The organism is Leptolyngbya sp. CALU 1928 (genome assembly GCF_056784215.1).
Genome location: NZ_JBXBCE010000001.1, coordinates 1,865,221 through 1,886,404, shown reverse-complemented (window position 1 = coordinate 1,886,404; position 21,184 = coordinate 1,865,221). Strand labels below are relative to the sequence as shown.

At 49.3% G+C, this 21,184-nt stretch carries 18 protein-coding genes, 1 pseudogene and 1 riboswitch; of the genes and pseudogenes, 8 read left to right on the top strand and 11 right to left on the bottom strand.

The genetic code is table 11. From position 1 onward, the window contains the following. Window positions 1–197: 197 nt before the first annotated feature. From AC1S5B_RS08770 to AC1S5B_RS08760, 3 genes are read left to right on the top strand one after another with little or no spacing between them, the layout of a single operon-like run. Window positions 198–374, top strand: a complete 177-nt coding sequence (locus AC1S5B_RS08770; RefSeq protein WP_482035291.1) for a hypothetical protein — start codon at window positions 198–200, stop codon at window positions 372–374. Window positions 375–382: 8 nt separating this feature from the next. Next, window positions 383–1,126 (top strand): class I SAM-dependent methyltransferase, encoded by a 744-nt coding sequence (locus AC1S5B_RS08765; RefSeq protein ID WP_482035290.1) that lies wholly within the window; start codon window positions 383–385, stop codon window positions 1,124–1,126. 34 nt (window positions 1,127–1,160) lie between these two features. Beyond that, on the top strand, window positions 1,161–1,592 hold the full coding sequence (locus AC1S5B_RS08760; RefSeq protein ID WP_482035289.1) for an acyl-CoA thioesterase: 432 nt from the start codon (window positions 1,161–1,163) through the stop codon (window positions 1,590–1,592). Here the strand turns inward: AC1S5B_RS08760 and AC1S5B_RS08755 are convergent. Both AC1S5B_RS08755 and AC1S5B_RS08750 read right to left on the bottom strand, forming a co-directional pair. Next, window positions 1,543–2,931, bottom strand: a complete 1,389-nt coding sequence (locus AC1S5B_RS08755; protein WP_482035288.1) for a 2-succinylbenzoate--CoA ligase — start codon at window positions 2,929–2,931, stop codon at window positions 1,543–1,545. The genes AC1S5B_RS08760 and AC1S5B_RS08755 overlap by 50 nt on opposite strands. A gap of 22 nt (window positions 2,932–2,953) precedes the next feature. Continuing rightward, window positions 2,954–3,319 carry a DUF4087 domain-containing protein gene (locus tag AC1S5B_RS08750; protein WP_482035287.1) on the bottom strand — a complete coding sequence of 122 codons (366 nt, stop codon included), beginning with the start codon at window positions 3,317–3,319 and terminating at the stop codon, window positions 2,954–2,956. 118 nt (window positions 3,320–3,437) lie between these two features. On the opposite strand from AC1S5B_RS08750, the gene AC1S5B_RS08745 reads away from it, so the two are divergent. The 3 genes from AC1S5B_RS08745 to priA all read left to right on the top strand — a co-directional run bounded on the left by AC1S5B_RS08745 (window position 3,438) and on the right by priA (window position 7,565). After that, window positions 3,438–4,250 (top strand): LapA family protein, encoded by an 813-nt coding sequence (locus AC1S5B_RS08745; protein ID WP_482035286.1) that lies wholly within the window; start codon window positions 3,438–3,440, stop codon window positions 4,248–4,250. Window positions 4,251–4,316: 66 nt separating this feature from the next. Then, window positions 4,317–4,886, top strand: a complete 570-nt coding sequence (locus AC1S5B_RS08740) for a shikimate kinase (RefSeq protein ID WP_482035285.1) — start codon at window positions 4,317–4,319, stop codon at window positions 4,884–4,886. Between the two features lie 114 nt (window positions 4,887–5,000). Continuing rightward, window positions 5,001–7,565 carry a primosomal protein N' gene (gene priA, locus AC1S5B_RS08735; protein ID WP_482035284.1) on the top strand — a complete coding sequence of 855 codons (2,565 nt, stop codon included), beginning with the start codon at window positions 5,001–5,003 and terminating at the stop codon, window positions 7,563–7,565. Window positions 7,566–7,724: 159 nt separating this feature from the next. Here the strand turns inward: priA and AC1S5B_RS08730 are convergent. The 8 genes and pseudogenes from AC1S5B_RS08730 to AC1S5B_RS08695 form a co-directional block, all read right to left on the bottom strand. Then, window positions 7,725–8,475 (bottom strand): annotated as a pseudogene (locus AC1S5B_RS08730) (IS1 family transposase). Between the two features lie 85 nt (window positions 8,476–8,560). Then, window positions 8,561–9,676, bottom strand: a complete 1,116-nt coding sequence (gene queA / locus AC1S5B_RS08725; RefSeq protein ID WP_482035283.1) for a tRNA preQ1(34) S-adenosylmethionine ribosyltransferase-isomerase QueA — start codon at window positions 9,674–9,676, stop codon at window positions 8,561–8,563. Window positions 9,677–9,870: 194 nt separating this feature from the next. Further along, window positions 9,871–10,029: a hypothetical protein gene (locus tag AC1S5B_RS08720; RefSeq protein ID WP_482035282.1), complete on the bottom strand. Its 159-nt coding sequence runs from the start codon at window positions 10,027–10,029 to the stop codon at window positions 9,871–9,873. A gap of 34 nt (window positions 10,030–10,063) precedes the next feature. Then, window positions 10,064–10,139: riboswitch (Glutamine riboswitch) on the bottom strand. Window positions 10,140–10,267: 128 nt separating this feature from the next. After that, window positions 10,268–11,908 carry an iron uptake porin gene (locus AC1S5B_RS08715; RefSeq protein ID WP_482035281.1) on the bottom strand — a complete coding sequence of 547 codons (1,641 nt, stop codon included), beginning with the start codon at window positions 11,906–11,908 and terminating at the stop codon, window positions 10,268–10,270. Between the two features lie 141 nt (window positions 11,909–12,049). Further along, window positions 12,050–12,829: an amino acid ABC transporter ATP-binding protein gene (locus AC1S5B_RS08710; RefSeq protein ID WP_482035280.1), complete on the bottom strand. Its 780-nt coding sequence runs from the start codon at window positions 12,827–12,829 to the stop codon at window positions 12,050–12,052. A 49-nt stretch (window positions 12,830–12,878) separates the two neighbouring features. After that, window positions 12,879–13,802, bottom strand: a complete 924-nt coding sequence (locus AC1S5B_RS08705; RefSeq protein WP_482035279.1) for a transporter substrate-binding domain-containing protein — start codon at window positions 13,800–13,802, stop codon at window positions 12,879–12,881. 21 nt (window positions 13,803–13,823) lie between these two features. Then, on the bottom strand, window positions 13,824–14,471 hold the full coding sequence (locus tag AC1S5B_RS08700; RefSeq protein ID WP_482035278.1) for an amino acid ABC transporter permease: 648 nt from the start codon (window positions 14,469–14,471) through the stop codon (window positions 13,824–13,826). Between the two features lie 24 nt (window positions 14,472–14,495). Next, window positions 14,496–15,173 (bottom strand): amino acid ABC transporter permease, encoded by a 678-nt coding sequence (locus tag AC1S5B_RS08695; protein WP_482035277.1) that lies wholly within the window; start codon window positions 15,171–15,173, stop codon window positions 14,496–14,498. 293 nt (window positions 15,174–15,466) lie between these two features. On the opposite strand from AC1S5B_RS08695, the gene gntT reads away from it, so the two are divergent. Beyond that, on the top strand, window positions 15,467–16,807 hold the full coding sequence (gntT, locus tag AC1S5B_RS08690) for a guanitoxin biosynthesis MATE family efflux transporter GntT (protein WP_482035276.1): 1,341 nt from the start codon (window positions 15,467–15,469) through the stop codon (window positions 16,805–16,807). A gap of 923 nt (window positions 16,808–17,730) precedes the next feature. After that, window positions 17,731–18,459, top strand: a complete 729-nt coding sequence (locus tag AC1S5B_RS08685) for a pentapeptide repeat-containing protein (RefSeq protein ID WP_482035275.1) — start codon at window positions 17,731–17,733, stop codon at window positions 18,457–18,459. A gap of 57 nt (window positions 18,460–18,516) precedes the next feature. Here the strand turns inward: AC1S5B_RS08685 and AC1S5B_RS08680 are convergent, their stop codons facing one another. Continuing rightward, the gene (locus AC1S5B_RS08680; protein WP_482035274.1) at window positions 18,517–21,171 is read right to left on the bottom strand and encodes a PAS domain S-box protein; all 2,655 of its coding nucleotides are present in this window, start codon (window positions 21,169–21,171) and stop codon (window positions 18,517–18,519) included. Window positions 21,172–21,184 lie beyond the last annotated feature (13 nt).

Here is a 21,184-nt window from a genome sequence, read left to right as displayed (position 1 = left end):
TTAACTCTTGAAGGGTGGAGTTTTCTATAGTTTTGTAGCGTTATGCCTTCAAGGTATCCTCCGGACGGCAGGAATGCTACCTAAACTGAAACATCGTAAAACCTTGTTACATCGACCCTACTAGACATCCTGATTTCTGGAGATAGGATAAAACAGAGTAGTAAGCTTCACTAGCAATTTAGAAGGGTCGTTCAGTTATGGGAATTATTGGCATTCTTGCGTCCATTGTCTACGTCGGTGGCATTTGGAAGTTTTGGACAGGATTTGATCGCACAAACTTTAGTCAAGGTCGCTGGTATTTAGCCCCCTTATGGCCCGTTTTGATTTTTAACAAACCCTACCGCCAAAACTTTAATAAAGCGTTGAAAGGCTGAGGGATTGGATGTCTAACAAAAACAAGCGTCTTGCATCTCAAGCAGATTTCAGGGATGGGTTTGAAGTGTTACGCGATCGCCCGCTCGATTGGGAAAGCCATATTGCCGCGATCGCGTTCCGCTTTAACCAGGAATATCAAGGCACAGCGGTTGATTTGCCCGATGAAGTGAAGGCAATGCCAATCTACCAAGAGCGGCTCTCTGGCTTGCTGCAAAGCAAACTCACCTCTCCTTTTTGGCAACTGGCTAAACCCAAAAAAAATCAGCGCTGCCTGGATATTGGCTGTGGTGTTAGCTTTTTGATTTATCCTTGGCGCGAGTGGGATGCCGTTTTCTATGGCCTGGAAGTGAGTACCGCAGCGCGCGAGGTGTTGAATGCACGAGGACCGCAACTGAACTCTAAACTGTTTAAAGGAGTAGAACTGGCTCCCGCCCACCAAATGCCCTATGAAGCGAATCAGTTTGACTTGGCGATCGCCACGGGAGTCAGCGCCTACTATCCGCCAGAATACTGGACTGGAGTGCTTTCTGAAGCCAAGCGGGTTCTAAAACCGGGCAGTTCCTTTGTGTTTGATGTGGTCGATCCTGAGATGCCTTTGGCAGAAAACTGGGCAATCCTGGAAATGTACTTGGGCAGCGAGGTGTTTCTTGAGCCACTGGAAAACTGGAAAAAGATCGTTCAAGATGCGGGGGGCAAACTCGTCAAAACCTTACCTGGAGAAATCTTTCAGCTTTGGAAGATTAGCTTTTGAAGAGGCGAGAGGCAAGAGGTAAGAGGGAAAAGGGGTGTTTGTTTATCAGCGGACGGTGCGATTTCAGGATACGGATGGGGCGGGGGTCGTGTATTTCGCCAATGGGCTAGCGATCGCGCACGAAGCCTATGAAGCATCGTTGCAAGCGGCAGGAATCAATCTGAAGGGATTTTTTCAGGGAATTCCTGTGGCGGTGCCAATCGTCCATGCCAGCGTGGATTTTTTGCGCCCCATAACAGTGGGCGATCGCCTAGAAATTCACCTCACGCCTCATCAGACTAGCTCCAGCGAGTTTGAAATTTACTATCAGATTTATTGGGAGAGCCTATCCGATAAGCCTGTGATTAAGGCAGTTACGCGCCATGTTTGTATCGATACTTCAACTCGAACTCGACAAGACTTGCCAGCGATATTGCTTACTTGGCTGCGTCAGTGGGCACCAGTCTCCGAAGCTCTTGCCGATTAAGTTTGCCTTGAGCATTGCGGGGCAATTGTTCTACGGCAATCCAGTGTTTTGGTCGTTTAAATTTGCTCAGGCTATTTTCTAAGGCAAACTTTAGGGTTATTACTGTTAGATTATCGGCAGTTGGCACATAAATGGCAGCGATCGCTTCTCCCCACTGGCAATCGCTCACCCCAATCACGCTCACATCTTGCACCAACCCCGTGGCTAAAATCGCCGCTTCTACCTCTGCCGGAAACACATTTTCGCCGCCTGTAATAATTTTGTCGCTCTGCCGCCCGACGATGTGCAGGTAGCCGCGCTCATCCAACCAGCCGAGGTCGTCTGTAGAAAAGGCGCTATCGCTAAAGAGATCTGGATAGTAGCCCAGCGCCAAGGATTCTGAGGCGATCGTCACTACGCCTGTTTGATTAAGCCCCAGCACTTCCCCGGTCGTAGCGCTGCGGATCGTGATTTGAGCATGGGGCAGTGCTTGACCGCAGCCTGTTATCCCCTGCAAAAAATCTGCTGGTTTTAGCGTTGCCACTTGGGATGCGGTTTCTGTCATGCCGTAGGTGGGCGCAAGCGGAATCCTCAGCCGCCGTGCCTGCTCTAACAACTCTGAGCTAGCAGGCGCACCCCCAAGCAGAACCGTTTTGAAGTGAGACAGTTTATGGGAAGCAATCAAGCGCTGAAGCTGCGTTGGGACAAGGGAAAGAAAGAAATCGGCAGGATCAAAGGGCAATGGGGATGACTCAAGAATTTTGTAAGATATGAGCGCAAACTTGCCGCCAGAGATGAGCGATCGCACAAATTGCATCAAACCGCTAACGTGATAAAGCGGCAACACACAGCAAGAATGAATTTGCTCTACGCCAAAGTATTGCTGGAAGCCTGTAACGGAAGCTGCGAACGTCTCCCAGGTGTGCATGGCAAAGCGAATGGTGCCGGAGGAGCCGCCCGTGGGGATGCAGATGAGGGGCGGGGTGGGGGGTCGGGTGTCAGGTATCAGCGGTCGGGGGTCAGAGTTTGATGGGGCAGCAAAAGAAGGGGAAAGGGTGCGGCTTTCCCAAATGAGAGTGGGCTGGGCAAGGGCGAAAACTTGTGCCCATTCGGGGTCTGTCCAAGTGGGGTTGCAGAGAAAAAGGTGACAGTCTGTGGCGCAGGCGGCGATGAATTTTGCTAGGAAGTGGATTGGGTCAGATTCGGCGAGAAAAATAATGGGAGGATGGGGCGATCGCGCTTTCTCTTGGCGTAAATCTGCGATCGCCTGATTTGCTAGGTCTTGAAGATCATGGCTTTTCTGTCCAATCAGCCAGTCTTCCCCTGAGCGTTGCTGCCAATACTCCCACGCGCTTTTCATTTTTCAATGATAATTGCATGCCTTATTCTCTGGGCAGTGCAGGATCTTTTCGGCAAGTGCTTAAGGGTAATTGCTTTATCTTATAAATCGTTGTAATTCTTTTAGATCTTCGATTAGCCAAGACATCTAGGCAAGCGCAAGCGTATCCATAAACACCATTTGTTGCAACATATTCCCTTTTAGATACATCTGGGATAGCATCCATTCCCTTAGCGCGATAGCCTCCCTGTGATGAAATAGTCCACGTACCATCTCTATCAACCAACCACCAATTTGCAGGAGTTGGATTTTGGAGCCACCCACATCTTTTCTCGGCTGCATAACTGTGCGGTGCGAAACCAACCAGTATAGATACTAAGGAAATGCAAAAGAGGAAGCTTTTTCTCATGACGTGTTTCTTTACAAATTGAGTTTATTCTAAAACCAGAATGCCCAAAAATAAGCCCATCAAACCGTCCTTCTTATTCTGAGCTAAGCTGAATGCTGGTTACTGATGGTGTTAGACCATGCTGTTTCGTTTGATCTTGCTATTGGCGATCGCGGGAGCAATGACGCTGTTCACGCTGCAAAATCTGACTCCGGTGCTGCCACTGGTGTTTTTGGGCAGTCCAACTTTGGCATTACCGCTGTCTTGGTGGGTGTTGGGGGCGATCGCCGCAGGAGCGTTGACGACTCTTGCCGTCACGTTCTTGGTGGGGCTATCCAATTTTTTAACGGGGCAGGGAGTTCGCGCTCAGGTTCGATCATCGGCGCGGCGCAATTCCGTTTCAGAGCCTTTTGCAAAAACACCTGCGGAGAAAAATAGGACGGCGGCAGCAGCAGCAGCCCGTGAAGCTAGACCCTCCGAGGCAGAGGGCGATGCCGTTTGGCAGGATTGGCGCGGTTATGAGTCGTCGTCTGCGGCAGAGAGCAAGCGAACGAATCCACAATCGGCTCAGGATGCCGATCTCGATGATTGGGAGCAGGGAATGAGTGATGATTGGGAAGAAGCACCCCGCGATCGCCCGGTCTCTTCGTCCCCGCCTCCAGCGCGCGATCGGTTTGAGCCATCGCAGCAGCCAAAACAAGGATCTCGCTCCGGTTCATCCTATTCCTACAGCTATCGCGAACCAGACCCATCCAGTGGCAGCAGCGGCAAATCAGAGGGTAGCAAATCAGATAGCGGCAAACCTGAGCGGGTGGTCGATGCAGATTTCCGGGTATTGGTGCCACCCTACCGATCGCTAGAGGATGAACCTGCCCAAACTCCCAGCAATGCCAGCAACCCCGATAGTTGGTTTGAGGATGAGGAAGGGGATGCGCCGCGATCGCCGCGTTAAATTGCAATATTGTTTTTCGGTCGATCTGGCAAATCGATATTCTGGCAAAGAGGTGATCTTGAAACCATGGGCGATTTTTTAAAGGGCACGAATCTCTACCTAATTGGCATGATGGGGGCAGGGAAAACCACCGTAAGCAAGTGCTTAGCGCAAGAATTGGGCTACCGATTTTTTGATACGGACAGCGTGATTGAGCAAGTCGCGCAGCAGTCGATTCCCGATCTATTTGCCGCAGAGGGCGAGTCGGGCTTTCGAGTGCTAGAAACTCAAGTGCTAGCAGAATTATCGGCATATACGCGGTTGGCGATCGCTACAGGCGGCGGGATTGTGCTAAAACAGCAAAACTGGAGCTATCTTCGGCATGGCATTATCGTGTGGCTAGATGTGCCATTGGCAGTGTTGCATCACCGACTGCAAGGAGATCAACAGCGCCCCTTATTGCAACCCTCAGAGCAATCCCCCGATCTCAGCGTCCACCTGCAAACGCTGATGGATCAGCGGCGATCGCTGTATGCCCAAGCAGATGTTCAGGTTCCCTACATCCCCAATGAATCCCTGAATCAACTGACTGCTAGGGTAATCGAACAGATTCGACAGAGGCTGAAGCCACCAGACGTACCGGATTATGGTAACTAAAAATAAATTTCGATCGCGGGAGCAGGCGCTTTAGAATAGACAGACTCTACGGATTCACATTTAATCGCTACCGTGTATTCTGTCTGTAGAATATCTACGTTACTTGGAGGGTAAATGCCCCAAAGCCACCTGCTACCCTCACTATCATCTCAACTGCCCGTCTCAGAACTGCCCGTCGTTAGCGGCACTGCCTGCGATGAATCAACAGGGAAAATTGGGCTTTGGGTCGAGGTGCTGGTCGATTGTCCGGGGGTGCAGGGAGTTTTCACCTATGGACTGCCACTGGGGCTATTGGTGCAGCCCGGAGACATCCTTAGTGTGCCGTTTGGGGTGCAGCAGGTCGGCGGGGTCGTGGTGCAATGCTTAGATAAGTTGCCGGATGGAGTGAATCTCGCTCAGATTCGTGAAATTGATGGGGTGGTTGCACGAGGCTTTTTCCCGCCTGTTTATTGGGAAATTTTGCTGCGTGTGGCGGAGTATTACTGCACGCCGTTGATGCTGGTGATCCGGATGGCGTTGCCGACTGGATTGCTAGGGCGATCGCAGCGTCGAATCAAGCTTAATCAGAAGTCAGGGGGCAGGGGGCAGGAACAAGATCCGCTTTTGGAACCGTTGACCGATCCGATCTCGATCGTGGCTCAGCAAATTTTAACGCTGCTTCAATCGAGTAAAACAGGTGACTATAGTTGGCAATATTTACAGCGGCAGGTGCCCAATGCTTACCGGGGGCTGCAAGAATTGCTCAAATTGGGCTGGGTCGAAAGCTATTTGCAACCTCCAACTCCCATTCGCCCCAAGCAGCGGCAGGCGGTGATACTGGTTGATCACGCCGATGTGGCGCTATTAAGTCCTCGTCAGCAAGAAGTGTTGCGCGTGTTGCAGCGTCAGGGAGGAGAGCTTTGGCTGACCGATCTGCTGGCGCTATGTCAAACCAGTTCCACGACGCTGAAGGCGATCGCCCAAAAAGGATACCTGGTGATTCAGCCGCGAGAAGTGTTGAGATCGGAGTCGGGGATCAGTACTGTGCCGGATGTGCCTAAAGCTTTAACCCCCGATCAGGAGATTGCGCTGACTAGGATTCAGACTCTAACGGGCTATACCTCGGTATTGCTGCATGGGGTGACTGGATCGGGTAAAACGGAGGTCTATCTTCAAGCGATCGCGCCGCTGCTGCATCAAGGAAAATCGGCGATCGTCTTGGTGCCTGAGATTGGCTTAACGCCCCAGTTGACTGATCGCTTTCGCGCTCGATTTGGCGATCGGGTGTGCGTTTATCACAGTGCTTTATCAGAAGGGGAGCGTTACGACACATGGCGGCAACTGCTTACAGGCACGGCACAGGTGGTGATTGGCACCCGCTCTGCCATTTTCGCGCCCCTGTCCAACTTGGGCTTGATTATTTTAGATGAAGAACACGACAGCAGCTTTAAGCAAGATCAGCCTTCCCCTTGCTATCACGCTCGCACCGTTGCCCAGTGGCGGGCTGAGTTAGAAGACTGTCCTCTGATTCTTGGATCAGCCACCCCTTCCTTAGAGACTTGGCTCGCAGTCAAGCAGAACGAAGGGCTGAATAGTCAGAAGAGCAATCCTGTTTACCTTTCGCTGCCAACTCGCGTTCAGGCTCGTCCGATGCCTGCGATCGAAGTAGTAGATATGCGTCAGGAATTGGGACGGGGCAATCGCTCGATCTTTAGTCAAGCCTTGCAAACGGCGCTCAATCACTTGCACGAGTCCGGCGAACAGGGAATTTTGTTTATTCAGCGACGAGGACACAGCACCTTTGTATCCTGTCGAAGCTGTGGCTATGTGGTCATGTGCCCCCATTGTGATGTGTCTCTTGCCTATCACCAGACCCATGCTGAGGCACGTCCTGTGCTTCGCTGCCACTACTGTAACTATACTCAGGCTCATCCAGAGGTCTGCCCAGACTGTCAGTCACCCTATTTCAAACATTTTGGCAGCGGCACTCAGCGAGTCACGCAAGCATTAGAGCAAGAATTCCCGGTGCTACGAGTCCTCAGGTTTGACAGCGACACCACCCGAACCAAAGGTGCCCATCGATCGCTGCTGACCCGGTTTGCCCAAGGGGAAGCCGATTTGCTGGTGGGTACTCAGATGCTCACCAAGGGAATTGATCTGCCCCAAGTGACTCTGGTGGGCATTGTGGCAGCCGACGGGTTGCTGCATTTATCGGACTATCGGGCTAGCGAACGGACTTTTCAGGTGTTGACTCAGGTGGCGGGGCGCTGTGGGCGGGGCGATCTCCCTGGTCGAGTCATCCTGCAAACCTACTCCCCCGATCATCCCGTCATCGCCGCTGTACAGCAGCACCAGTACGAATCCTTTATCCAAACCGAACTTGAGCAGCGGGCAATGCTGAACTATCCACCCTATGGTCGCCTGATTTTGCTCAAGTTCAGTGGACTAAGCCCCGGTATTGTTCAAACAACAGCGGCACAGATTGCGGCGGCGCTACAGGCGTTGGAAGAGCAAGGAGTAGAAAGATTGGGTCCGGCGGCGGCTCCAATTGAGCGCGTTGCCCGTCGGTATCGCTGGCAAATTTTGCTCAAAGTTCCGGCAACCGTGGCGATCGCTGCTTCATTTCTCTCTAGCCTACGAGATCTCTGCCCTAGTTCGGTCAGCTTCACCATCGATGTTGATCCGCTGAATATTGGTTAAAAAGAGGGGCAGGTTTCAGGGATCGGGACGGAATAAGTCAATCGTCATTTAAGTTGCAGTTCTAGAAATCCGAAACGTCTGGCAAGCAAAAGGCTTAAGCGGCTTGTCTCTAAAATTTGAATGCAGTCTGGGGTCGTGTTCTAGAGTTGTTGTTTCAGGTTAGATAGGTAAGCCAAACTCATAACGGTTAAGGAACAGTCCAATCACAATGTCATGCATCACAACGGACTTGGAAAAGCAAATGGTTTTGCGAGCCAATCTTTTAATTCGAGTCCGTCAGGTTAAAGGCTTGCGCTCAATCTTCTGAGTATTACGTTTACCAACGGTGTGAAGACTTGGATCGAGGTGTCTTTCATAAGCTCCCCAACCATCGGTGTAAAACTGCATAATCCCGAATGGTTCTAACAAGATTTTCAGTTGGATAAACGCCTCATCTTGATGCGATGCTAAGACATAAGCCAATACTGTGCCACTAGCATGGTCAATGGCGTGCCACAGCCATCGTTGTTGTGCTTTAGACTCAACAAAACTCCACATTTCATCGGCTTCTGCTTCTGTATCCTCCCACTAGCAGAGCTTGACGATGCTTTGAGTAGGTTCTAGTTGGGCGAGTTTAGCTTCATTCACCGCTTTGAGTTGACACTCTTTTTTTTAACTCCTTAATCACGGTAGTCGGACTAATATGAAGCACACGGGCAGTATCTCGGATGCCGCTACCATTGATCGCCATATCGCTAATTTGTTGCTTGACTTCCGGCACATATCCTTGATACTCATACCGCAAAATAAAGGGGCGCCGATGGCACTGGGTGTTTTGACAAAAATAGCGCTGTTTGCCGTCTGGAGTGGTGCCGTGTTTGATCACTTCGACTCCATCACATTGAGGGCAGTCAATCGGCTCTAAAACCATGCTTGAGTCTCCGCAATCTTTGAGTCTTTTATCAAGGTAATCTTTATTATCGAAAACAACAAGTTTGAAACATTACCCCCGAAACCTAGCCCCTAATTCTCGCTTCTGGCAAAATCAGCATGGCATCGCCGAAGGAGTAAAAGCGATAGTCTGCCGCGATCGCCTGTTCGTACAGATCCAGCAACCGCGATCGCCCAATCAATCCACTCACCAACATTAGCAAGCTAGATTTGGGTAGATGAAAATTGGTAATCAATCCTTCCACTACTCGCCATTCATAGCCCGGATAAATAAACAGGTTGGTTTTCCCCTTAAACGGCTGGATAGTTCCCGTTTGGGCAGCGGCTTCGAGAGATCGCACCGCAGTCGTGCCCACGGCAATCACTCGCCCGCCCGCTGCTTTCGTTTTGCGAATTAGTTCCACAGTTTCTAAGGGCACTTCTGCCCATTCTGAATGCATCTGGTGAACGGTGATGTCTTCCGCTTCTACAGGGCGAAAGGTGCCCACCCCCACATGAAGCGTTACAAATGCTTGTTGAATTCCCTGCTCCTGAAGGGTTTGCAGCAGTTCGGGGGTGAAATGCAACCCGGCTGTGGGGGCAGCAACGGCTCCCAGGCGATCGGCATAAACGGTTTGATATTGGGCTGGATCGCTGTCAGGGTTGGTAATGTAGGGCGGTAAGGGCATTTGCCCATAGGTTTCTAGCCACTCGCGCAACGATTGCCCCGGTAGCAGGTTAAACTGCAAAATTCGTCCGCTAGTGTCACTATCCGTTGCCAGAACGTTCGCAGAAACCCTAAGATCCAAACTAGAATCAGGCTCGGCTGAGGAATGCCCAAACCAAATCTGCGCGCCCGGTTTTAAGCGCCGTCCTGGTTTCACCAGCGCTAGCCAACGATGAGAAAAATCATCGCTAGGTTCCTCATTCTCTGGTTGAGGTTCTAGTAGTAACACTTCAACGGGTACGCCGCTCGCTTTATAACCATGGAGACGGGCAGGCAAGACGCGAGTATTGTTCAAAACCAAAAGATCCCCCGATCGCAACCAGTTGGGCAAATCCCGAAAGATGCTATGAGCTTGCTGCGAATCTCCTTTGACCACCAGCAATCGAGCCTGATCTCTCGGCACAGCCGGAGTTTGGGCAATGCGTTCAGTGGGAAGGATATAGTCGTAAGCGCTAAGCAGGCGATCGCAGTTCACAGGGGTCTTTCCAATCTTTGCCTTCCTATTATCTGTTACAGGAGCGCTCTGCTCCAAGCATTAAAACCACTTCCAACTCCCTTATATCGGCTATACAGGTACTTTTGAAACCGGAGTCAAACGCGCAAAAAAAAAGCCGACTCTGTAATTTTAAGAATCGGCTCCGATTAAAGGTAAGAATTTAGTCAAACGACTCAAACTTGATGCTCAGCGGGCTTGACCAAGGGCTGACTGGTTCTTGCCCATTGAAAAGAATTTTTCTTACCTGAAAATCCATAAGACAGCATGAACGCCGCCGTTTGAGGATTGACATATTGAGCTTGAGTATTTGTGTTTTGATTCAAGAATTTCATGATACCTGCCTCTAGGTCGTTGAAGTGAATAGGAGGCGCGTTCCTTCAGGATTTTCCTTACTTCCGTCTCTCAAAGCTAATGTGGTTATGTACTTTTAAGGATGAACGATTTATTTCTGTATCTAATATAACAAAATCTTGCTCATAGTGCAAATATATATCAACATTTTCTTGTGAAAAAGCCTCTCACTGATTAATAACAGGTAAGAGGCTGAAGTCCGATGAATTAGCAGGAAGCCTAAAACGAGAACGTAGTACGGATTACGCCTAGCACAATGTCTTTGTTGTCATTGTTGTGGTTGGGAGCCGTTAGCCAGACGATACCAGGGGTGATTGAAAGATTGTCGTTGATGGCATATCGGTAAAAGGCTTCGATGTGCAGTCCGGTATCGGCATCTTGGCGGCGAGTCAGACCACTCAGCAGGCGATCGCTGCCTGTGAGCTTGGGTTCCATACCCACAATAATTCCGCCCAAATTACCTTTTTTCAGCAAATCAGGAAATGCCAGGGTAACGGCATAGTTCCATACATCCGCATTGCCGCGCACGGCACTCGTTCTGGCTTCTGCATCCATATAGCCGACCCAACCGCCTAACTGAAACTTTGGACTGAGCTTGAAGTTTGCCTGAATCCCGAAGGAGTTGGAATAAATTGCCCGTCCACCCAAATTGGATAAGGCACTGCCTGTCCCATGATTGAGTCCGCTGTCACTGTAGGCATTGACGTAGGTGAAGGCAACGGTGCCAAAGGGAGGCGTGTAAACCAGTTGGGCAAGCGCCGCATAGTTGCCATTAAACAAGCCAGCGCCTCGTCCGGGATTACTGGCTTCACTGGCTAGATACCCAACCTCTAGCTTGAAGTGTTTGCTGAGTCGGATATTGGCGGCACCGCCCGTATCAAACCCCAGTCGATAGATCGGATTGTATCGACCAAAGCGCGAAATGGCTGCCTGCGAGTCACTTGCCAAGGGATTGACGATATCATCCAACACATCAATAAACCCGATGTTGCTGCTGGTAGCAATCACGATCTTGACGGCATCACCCACCAAAAACTGATAGCGGAGCAGACTCAAAAACGCTGCATTGCTGGTGTCACTGCCCGATTGAAAACTGAGACGAGCTTCATTGCCAGGAGCCGTATCGGTTACAGAACGAGGGTCGATGACGTTGGTTGCCTGAATCCGCGTGGTGAGCAAATCTTTTCCAGTAAAACTGGTGTTGAAGTTGAGCCGGACGCGATCGCTGAAGGTCGTGTTGTAGTTGTCATCCTGACCATTGCGGCTGGCACCGCCAAACGCATCCGTCACCGCAAAGATCACCTGACCGTTGAGTTTGGTAGTGGTTGAAAACTGCTGCTTTTCTAAAGTCGCCGTGCGGACTTCCAGCGATTCCACTCGTCCGCGTAAGGCTGACAACTCGGCGGCAAATTCTTCTTGCAGCTTTTTGACGATTTCCAGATCTTCCTTTTTGACAAAATCGGCAGTGGCGGCGGCAATCAATTCTTGGATCTTATCTAAACAAGCATTGAGACCCGCTGCAAATTCATAGCGAGTCAGGGCACGGTTGCCGCGATAGGTTTTATCGGGATAGCCCACAATGCAACCATATCGTTCTACTAGGGATTGCAAGGCTTGAAATGCCCAGTCGGTCGGCTTCACATCCGTTAGCTGAGATACAGAGGTGACTTGGCTCATGGCATCCACCGTTTCTCCTTCAGCTTCATAACGATCAACCTGTTGCAAAGTCTGCTGCAACGTAGAACTGCTGGGATTTTCAGCCTTGGAAGTTTCAGCTTGGACTGTGGTTGCAACGGTGATGCTGTTGAGGCTTAAGAGCGTTGAAGTGAGCAGAAGAACACGATTGAAATGAGTAAACATGGCTAGTCAAATCCTCACACTGAAATCAAAAAAACAAAAAACAGGTCAAGCATCCAGCAAGACTTTCGTTTTGCAGATTGGTTTTGCAGATTGATTTTTAGGGTGCAATCCAACCTGCGGCAGGTATTTAATGTCCTATCTTTAATGCAGAATCTGCGAGAGAAACTTTTTAGTGCGATCGCTCTTAGGGTTATTAAAAAACTCGTTAGGAGTCGTATCTTCCACCAGCAAGCCATCCGCTAAAAATACGATTCGGTCGGCGACTTCCCGCGCAAAGCCCACTTCGTGAGTCACACACACCATCGTCATCCCAGAAGTTGCCAGGGTTCGCATCGCCTGCAAGACTTCCTGAACCATTTCTGGATCAAGCGCAGAAGTCGGTTCATCAAATAACATGACTTTCGGTTGCATTGCCAGGGCACGGGCGATCGCCACCCGCTGCTGCTGACCGCCCGATAGTTGAGCCGGATACTTATCTGCTTGATGCAAGATTCCCACCCGGTCTAACAACTGAGTTGCCGTCTCCTGTGCCTTGGCTTTCGTCCATTTCCGCACCTGAATCGGTGCCAGCATTACATTTTGCAGCACCGTCAGATGGGGAAACAAATTGAACTGTTGGAACACCATCCCCACTTCACGGCGAATCACATCCACATTTTTCATGTTGGGAGTTAGGGGAATGCCATCAATTTCAATGCTGCCTTTTTGAAACGGTTCCAGGGCATTGAAGGTGCGGATGAAGGTAGATTTGCCGGAGCCAGATGGACCCATCACCACCACGACTTCCCCGGTATTGACGGTGAGGCTCACGCCCTTCAACACATGAAAGCCATTGTCGTACCACTTTTCCACATCACGAGCCACGATCGCGGGTCCCGTTTCTGCCGTAGCTCTGTTTCCATTGACCTCAAATTGAGTCATGCCTGCTCCTTAATGGGTGAATGAGCCTTAATGCTTGAATGAAACTGACTTAAGACGTTGGCAGATCGCCCAGTGGCTCACCAAACCATTTTTTTGACAGGTTGTCGAGTTCGCCCGACTGACGCGCGCTGGTGAGAATGCTGTTTACTTTCTCCAGCAACTGCACATCGCCCTGCCGCAACCCCACATGGCAGGGGGAATTCTTCATCACAAACTTTTGCTGAATTCGGTTGTCGGGATTGTTGCGTATCAGTTTATTGGCAACGACATTTCCAGTGGCAATCAATTCTACTTGTCGAGAAACCAGCGCCGAAGCCGTCAAGCTGTTGTTGGCAAATCGCTTCACCGTGACTCCCTGAATCTTCCCTTCCGTCAAGTTTTTCGTCAGTTCGAGATCCTCCAATGCGCCTTGCGTTACCCCCACGGTATGTCCTGACAGAGCGGCGTAATCTGCTGCTTTTAGATCGGCTCCACCATAGATGCCAGAGTAGAACGGGGCATAGGGAATTGAAAAACTAATGATTTTCTCTCGATCTTTGTTTCTTCCTAGGCTGGAAATCACCATATCCACCCGGTTCGTTTGCAGAAAGGGAATCCGGTAGTTGCCGATGACGGGCACCAATTGCAATTTGACTCCGATGCCGTCAGCGACGAGTCTTGCCACATCAATGTCGTATCCGCGCACATTCATCTCGGCATCAATGGAGCCAAAGGGCGGAAAGTCATCGGGAACCGCGATCTTCACTTCCCCCCGCTGAATCACCTCTTTCAGCGCGATCGCGGGATCAACGGCATTGGGACGCTGCACCGCCGCTGCGGAGGCATCCAATTTGGTCGATTTCACCGAGGGACCAGAACAGGCACTCACCCCGACTGTAAAAAACAGACTGGCAAAAAATAGCGCGATCGCGGTTCTAAACTCTTTCTTTTGCAATGTCTTTTGCAACCAATTTGGCAACATCTTTGGCACCATAGTTTTCACCGATCTCGCGTTCTAAGTTAGACGTTGCTCAATTCGCTGGCTCCACAGAGACAGGGGATAGCACAGCAAGAAATAAATCACCCCGGCAATGGAGAACACTAACAGCGGTTGCAGGGTCACATTATTGATCTGTGCCGCCGCACGGGAAAGTTCCGTAAACCCAATCACCGATGCCAAGGAGGTGCCTTTAATCACTTGCACCAGAAAGCCAACAGTTGGCGCGATCGCCAGCTTGATCGCCTGCGGCAAAATCACAAATCGAAGCTGCTGAAAATAGTTAAGCCCCAGTACCGAAGCCGCTTCCCACTGACCCTTGGGTAACACCTCGATCGCACCGCGCCAGATATCTGCCAAGAAAGAACTGGTAAACACCGTTAGAGCCAGAGTAGCGGCGGCTAGGGGGGATAGATTAACCCCGAATACCACCGAAATGCCAAAAAAGGCGAGAAATAGTTGCAGCAGCAGCGGTGTACCCTGAAAAAATTCCACATAGAGCCAACTGAGGAATTGCACCGGTTTGATCGGTGATATTCGCATCAACATCACCAGAAAGCCCACAATGCCACCTACCAAAAACGCAATCAGGGAGAGAATAATTGTCCACTTGGTGGCAATCAGGAGATTAAGGACGATGCGTCCTAAGGTAAAGTCGTCACCCATAATTTTTATCCCTATGATTAAAACCTACCGTCGAGAGTATTTTGCAAATCCAAAAAAGCGCCGTTCTACCCAGTAGCCCATGCCTTTAATCACCCAAACAATGGCAAGGTAAAACAGAGAAACCATGAAATAGATTTCAAAGCTGCGGAAGGTGCGGGAGTTGAGAAAATCACCCGCGAAGGTCAGATCTTCTGCCGCAATTTGAGAAATGACGCTGGTAAACAGCACAGCCAGGATTACCTGTCCAATCAAAGCCGTATAAATATTTGCTAGGGCTGGTGTCAGAATAATGTGCCGAAAAATTTGTAGGGGTTTAAAGCCAAGCGCCATGCCTGCTTCAATCTGCCCTTTATGAATACTCTCCACCCCCGATCGAATAATTTCAGTGGCGTAAGCTCCAAAATTGAACGCTAGGGAGAGAATGGCGGCTTGCTCAGCATTCAAGCGAATGCCTAATTTGGGTAAACCAAAGAAAATGAAAAAGAGTTGAATCAGAAAGGGCGTGTTGCGAATGACCTCGACGTATGCCAGGGTCAGTCGGTTGAGAATTTTGTTGCCTGACGTTCTGAATAATGCGCCAGCAATACCGAAAATTAAGCCGAATGCGATCGCAATAATTGAAACTCTAAACGTTAGTAAGGCACCGGCAACAAACAGTCCAATGTTGTCCCAAATCACCGAAAAATCAAAGGAGTAGCCCATATTGCCCCGTCAAATGTTGACACCAACACACACCTATGAGAAACGAGCCTCAATGTTCTAGGATTCAACTAAAATCGACTGGATAGCCATCAGTAATACTGACCCTAAAAACCAAAAAAGCGAGCAGCGATGAGTAAAATCCATTGATTGGATACGGTATACCATGGCAAAGAAGTTCATTAGTAGATGTTTCTTGGTATACAAACGTCTATTGAAATAAAAACAACTGTGAATGAGTTTTGTGGGGCTGAATCCTGTGGTGGAATTGTAGATATTCTTATGCGAAGCAATAAATGTCAGCGGTGAATGAGTCAGGCGATCGCGCTTTTTATTCGCGATTCTTTCGTTTGGCAGCGGTCAATGTCTTATCAAACTTGATGGTGCCCTTAGCAAGTCTGCTAGATATGGCATTTTTGGGGCACTTGCCAGATATCCATCCCTTGGCAGGAGTTGCCCTGGCAACCGTGCTATTTAACTACCTGTACTGGACATTCGGCTTTCTTCGCATGGGGACTACGGGGCTAACAGCTCAGGCGATCGGGCGAGATGATCTCGACGAGGTGATGCTGATTGGGCTACGCAATGGGTCGATTGCCCTGATTGCTGGAGTGGGTATGGTCTTGCTACAAGAGCCGCTGCGAATCATCGGATTTGCCTTACTCAATGCCTCCGCCGAAGTGAAAGCATCGGGACAAGCCTATTACAGCGCCTTAATTTGGGGAGCGCCTGCCACACTGATCAATATGACCCTAGTGGGTTGGTTTTTAGGGCGAGAACAAAGCTCAAAAGTGCTGCTGCTATCCGCTGTGAGCAATGGCAGCAAGATTATATTGGAATACCTATTCGTGGTGCAGTGGGGTTGGCAAAGTGTTGGAGCCGGAAGCGCCACCACCGTGAGTCAATATTTGATGGTGTTCGTCGGCATCTTGCTGATTGGGCGAGATCGCACCCTCACCTGGAACCTGCCTCACCTCCGCCAACGATTGCTGGATACGACCGCGCTGCAAGCCTCGTTTACCCTGAATGGGGCGATCGTCATCCGCACCTTTGCTTTTGTTTCAACGTTTGCTGTCTTCACCAATCTAAGTTCCACTATGGGCACCGCGATCCTGATCGCCAATGCCCTGATGCTGCAAGTAGTGTCTTTAGCCGCCTATTTTATTGATGGCTTGGCGTTTGCCACCGAAACCATGGCAGGGGTGTTTTATGGAAAAAATAATCTCGATAACCTGGCGTTGCTGGTGCGCGTATCGGGGCTCACCAGTTTAGGGTTGGGACTCACCTTTGCGATCGCTTTCATGGCAGCGCCCAGCTTTTTATTTGGACTGTTAACCAATCATCCTGAAATCGTGGAACTGATTCGCGGACAGGTGCCTTGGCTCTTAGGGATTCTTGGATTTGGCTCCATTGCCTACATGCTGGATGGGTACTTCCTCGGACTCACCCAGGCTCAAATCATTCAAAAATCGGCGTTGATTGCAACCTTGGTCGGCTTTGCGCCCATTGCCGCGATCGCTGGATTCTTGCAAAACGTCCAGCTTCTCTGGTTTGCCCTGACCCTTTTTATGGCAGCCCGCGCCCTCACTTTGGCGCTACAAGTCCCCAAAACGTTTCATTTCAAAAGCAGTGGTTAAAATAGAGATAGCTGATAAAAAAGGCTGAACCAGGAGGGTTGGTTAGTTTCCCCGAATGGGTGAGGTGATCGCGACCTGCTTCAAGTAACTTAAAGAGATAAATCTTTAATTAAGGAAAGTCTGAATTAAAGGCTGATTTTTAAAGATTCGATTTTCTTAGAGACATAGCCACAAAGGGAATGTTACGTTCGTGCTGTAGTCATTTTGCCGAAACACAGAGTTCTGTTAAGTCAGCAATTCAAGACTTTGAAGTCTCTCGTTAGGTTTTAGGTCTTTAGGCATTGACCATTCACAACTAGCAGTTGATATACTGCACAAAGTTCGCTACTAGCTCCAGATATTGCTCAATTAGTCTTTAAAAATTGAGTATTTATTTTTACCAGTTAAACTAGCTTTAGGATATAGCAATGTTTCAGCCACATCTTCAACTGCACTCGCTCCCTTCCCATCACAACTCCTTCAACCCCAGTTTCTCCCGGAGGAAAGAGCGCAGCGCCACAGTTGATAGATCGGAAGCAGCCATAGCTCAATTAAAAGAAACTCTTTGTGCAGAGATGAGTCCTAACAAACGAGCAATGGTTGAGCAGTTGATCCAGTTATGGTCTCAAGGCAATTTAGATTAAATTTTTATTGGGAAGCGAGTTTTTACACTCCCACACCTATCTTTATTAAAAAACTTATTAATGGGTTCACAGAAGTGAACCCATTCTTGTTTAGAAAAAATTAGAATCTAGGTAATTACGCTAGTTTGGGCACAATTTTTCCAAAATACGTTCGATTTGTCGCAGCTTTACAAACAATCTGGGGTTTAGAGGGCAAAAGATTTGGATGTGCGATCGCCTAACGGATTGCATATTTTCAGCTAAATTTCAGGATATGTACTGACTACTGTTGATTCTGCTAACGTCACCACTTGGAGTGTTATGGATCATAGCTCCACCCTCTCTGGTCAGTTCAACCAAAATATGTCAACCGATCAGTCTTTTCAGAAACTTTACGATTTAACTCAACTGGTTGCGAAGGCAGACACTGAAGACTTTTTTGAGCTAGCAAAATTGGTGGGACTACGTCCTACTGAAGATTTTTCTGGAGCCGACCTCAAGTGGGTTGACTTGCACTCTGCCCAGCTTGTGGGAGCTAACTTTATCAGCACCGATCTGTCTGGAGCCAACTTAATCAATGCCAATTTGGAAGATGCTCGATTATTGGGTGCCTTTTTGGTGTCAGCCAGCTTGATTGGTGCCAATCTGAATAACGCTAATTTGGTGGGAGCCAATTTGACTAGAGTCAATGCCTTGGGGATTGCCCTGACGAATGCAGATTTGACCCGTGCCAATCTAACGCAAGCGAATTTAAGTCGGGCAGAGATGGGTCGGGCAAACTTGACCGCTGCTGTTTTAGAACGCGCTAATTTAAGCGAAGCGTCCTTAAATCATGCTAACTTGCGCCGTGCCGACTTAAATGGGGCTGATTTAAGCGGTGCCAACCTTTACGGAGTCGATTTAAGCAACTGCGATTTGCGTCGTGCAAATTTGCAAGCAACAAACTTGATTGGCGCTACCGTTACCCGAACACTATTTGGTCAAAATTTGGGGCTAACAAGAAGCATCATATTAGATTTGAGCCAGCGCGGTGCCATTTTTTATCCTTGAGCAACTGCCACCAACCTGACTGGCTTCGGAAGCCCTAGCCAAATCAGATTGACCTCGTTATGAGTATGGCAGTGTAAACCAAAGTGTTGAGCCTTTACCGGGTTTACTATGAACGCCAATTTTGCCTGCATGAGCAGAAATAATTTGATGACAGCGATAAAGCCCGACCCCAATGCCCGTGAGATGGGGTTGATCTAAGCCACGGGCATAGAGTTGAAACAGGCGATCGCACTGGACTTGAGTCATGCCTGTGCCATCATCGGTCACGGTGCAATAGAGGGAGTTTGGAAAGTCTTCAGGATCAAAAGTGGCAGTGAGGGTGATAGTGCGATCAGGTGGATTATGTTTTACCGCGTTGGCAAGCAGATTTTCTAAAACTTGCTGGAGCTTAATCGGATCAGCATTAATGGGCGACAAGTCTAGCGGAATCTGATTGACAATTGTCGCCTCATTTTTGCTCAACAGCGCAGATTGAGCGGCGATCGCCTGCTCAAAAACTTGGGATAGATCAATGAGTTCACGGTTCAGGGTTAGCGTTGCCTGAGTATCGGCGTGAGCTTCCATCAAGGAGTTGAGCAGACTCAGTTGGCGATCGCTGCTAGAAATCATGCAATCCAGCATGGAGCGAGTCACCGACACCGATTCACAATCTTTGCTGCGGAGATGGTTCAGCACCATCAGCGTTCCCTGGATCGGCGTTCGTAAGTCATGGGAAACCGCGTGCAGCAGCAAATCTTTCACTTCATTCAGGTTTTGTAACTCTTGCATGCGCCGCTGTAATTCCACGGTGCGATCTTCCACTTGAGATTCCAAATTGCTTGCTAATGCGATCAACTGTTGATACAACTGCCCTTGCTGAATGGCAATTTCAACTTGAGTGCCCAATTTTTTGAGCAAATCCACTTCAAAGGGATGCCAATGGCGCGGCGCGGAACACTGGTTTACCGCTAACACGCCAAACATTTCGCCATTGAGCACAATGGGAATCCCCATATCCGCTTTGACTTGGCAGCGCGTGTAATATTCCCAGACAAAAGCAGTTTTTTCAACATCCTCTGTGTTGTGGATGACACGAACGGTGTCTGGCTCAAATAGCTGTTTGATTTCCGCAATCTTGCAGGCTTCAACTTCCCAACCCAAAGCAGGCTTCCAACCATCGCCAACGGATTCTGCAACTGTACGACAGCATTCCCCCGACTCAAAACCGCCAATCACCACCCGATCTGCCTGCAAAAACTGGCGCACCTCGGCCACTGTTGTTTGCAAAATTTCCTCTAGGTTCAGCGAACTCCGAATTCGCAAGGAAATTTCCCAGAGCAACCGCTCCCGATCCGCCGCGAGTTGCAGTTGCTCCTCAGCCTGTTTGCGTTCGGTAATGTCATAGCCTGTCGCTAACACGGCGGGGTTACCCTCCAAAGTAATTAATCCAGCGGTGGCATCTAGCCAGCGTTCATTTCCCGATTTGGTCAGAATTTTAAATTCATATCGATTGGGTAGGGCTGCGCCGCTTTGTCTGGCTAAACCGCGATCGCGCACCATGTCTCGAAAATCAGGATGAACGGTATCCCAAAAAGGCATCGCCATCAACTCTTCACGAGAATATTCACTAATGGTTTCTGCTGCTGGATTGGCATAGCGAAGTGCCTTCCCTTGAAAAATCAAAAACATGCAAGCGGCGGTTTCTGCTACGACCCGAAAGCGGGCTTCGCTGTGTTGTAAGGCATCCTCTGCCTGCTTGCGCTGAGTGATATCTTCAACGACTAACCCAATGCAGTGGTTGGGCAAAGGAAACGCTTTCATTGCAAAAACCTGCTGACTGGTCGTATCGCCATAGCATCCTTCACACAAATCTCGACCTTGACCTGATCGGATCACCTCCGCGTAGATCGCGGGAATATCGGTTTCTAATAACTCTGGAAAAAGCGCCGCCAAAGGCTGACCGATCAACTCTTCATGGGTTGCTGCAATTTGCAAGATTTGTCGAGCAGCAGGATTGCACTCAACTAACCGCAGCGATCGCACATCATTTGGGTCACACATTTGCCAAACCAACAGCCCAAGCTGCATCCGTTTTACAATGTCGCTATAAAGCTGAATGCTTTCTTGAGCTTGCTTTAAGGCGGTAATGTCTTCAACAACCGCAACGGTGTAACGCGGCTTGTTCACCTCATCCCGAATGAGAGAATTGGTTAGCCTGATCCAGCGCAACTGCTGATCTTTATTAATATGGCGTTTTTCAATTTGGTAAGAGTTGCGATCGCCCGCAATCATTTCGCCAAAAAACTCTTCATCGATCGCCACATCATCGGGATGGGTGAAATGCGAAAAGGTCATACTGGCAAGCTCTTCATGACTGTAGCCCAGCATCGTTTGTAGAGCGCTATTGCTTTCCACAATTTTGCCCTCCAGGTCATCTAACCCGATACCGATCGCAGTTCCTTCAAAAATAGCCCGAAACCGATTTTCACAACCCTGAACTGACATCCGAAAACTAGCCAAAAAAAATGCCGATAAACCAACGGCAACCACACTACAAATCACTGGAATGCCAATCATTGCAGCCTGCACCCAAAAGCCCGCTTGAGCAATAGTAGGAATTTGGGACTCCATCACTTTCCAAATAGCCATTTCAACCGTGGCGACGATCAATCCTGCGATTGCCGCGATCGCAGTCACCGTCCGCCAGTATTGAGTCGGTTGATTTAGCCCCATACGCCCCCAAACA

Coding starts and splice junctions, on each gene's coding strand:
- AC1S5B_RS08770 (WP_482035291.1), top strand. CDS start 198: ATGGGAATTATTGGCATTCTTGCGTCCATTGTCTACGTCGGTGGCATT.
- AC1S5B_RS08765 (WP_482035290.1), top strand. CDS start 383: ATGTCTAACAAAAACAAGCGTCTTGCATCTCAAGCAGATTTCAGGGAT.
- AC1S5B_RS08755 (WP_482035288.1), bottom strand. CDS start 2,931: ATGAAAAGCGCGTGGGAGTATTGGCAGCAACGCTCAGGGGAAGACTGG.
- AC1S5B_RS08750 (WP_482035287.1), bottom strand. CDS start 3,319: ATGAGAAAAAGCTTCCTCTTTTGCATTTCCTTAGTATCTATACTGGTT.
- AC1S5B_RS08745 (WP_482035286.1), top strand. CDS start 3,438: ATGCTGTTTCGTTTGATCTTGCTATTGGCGATCGCGGGAGCAATGACG.
- AC1S5B_RS08740 (WP_482035285.1), top strand. CDS start 4,317: ATGGGCGATTTTTTAAAGGGCACGAATCTCTACCTAATTGGCATGATG.
- priA (WP_482035284.1), top strand. CDS start 5,001: ATGCCCCAAAGCCACCTGCTACCCTCACTATCATCTCAACTGCCCGTC.
- AC1S5B_RS08720 (WP_482035282.1), bottom strand. CDS start 10,029: ATGAAATTCTTGAATCAAAACACAAATACTCAAGCTCAATATGTCAAT.
- AC1S5B_RS08715 (WP_482035281.1), bottom strand. CDS start 11,908: ATGTTTACTCATTTCAATCGTGTTCTTCTGCTCACTTCAACGCTCTTA.
- AC1S5B_RS08710 (WP_482035280.1), bottom strand. CDS start 12,829: ATGACTCAATTTGAGGTCAATGGAAACAGAGCTACGGCAGAAACGGGA.
- AC1S5B_RS08705 (WP_482035279.1), bottom strand. CDS start 13,802: ATGGTGCCAAAGATGTTGCCAAATTGGTTGCAAAAGACATTGCAAAAG.
- AC1S5B_RS08700 (WP_482035278.1), bottom strand. CDS start 14,471: ATGGGTGACGACTTTACCTTAGGACGCATCGTCCTTAATCTCCTGATT.
- AC1S5B_RS08695 (WP_482035277.1), bottom strand. CDS start 15,173: ATGGGCTACTCCTTTGATTTTTCGGTGATTTGGGACAACATTGGACTG.
- gntT (WP_482035276.1), top strand. CDS start 15,467: ATGTCAGCGGTGAATGAGTCAGGCGATCGCGCTTTTTATTCGCGATTC.
- AC1S5B_RS08685 (WP_482035275.1), top strand. CDS start 17,731: ATGGATCATAGCTCCACCCTCTCTGGTCAGTTCAACCAAAATATGTCA.
- AC1S5B_RS08680 (WP_482035274.1), bottom strand. CDS start 21,171: ATGGGGCTAAATCAACCGACTCAATACTGGCGGACGGTGACTGCGATC.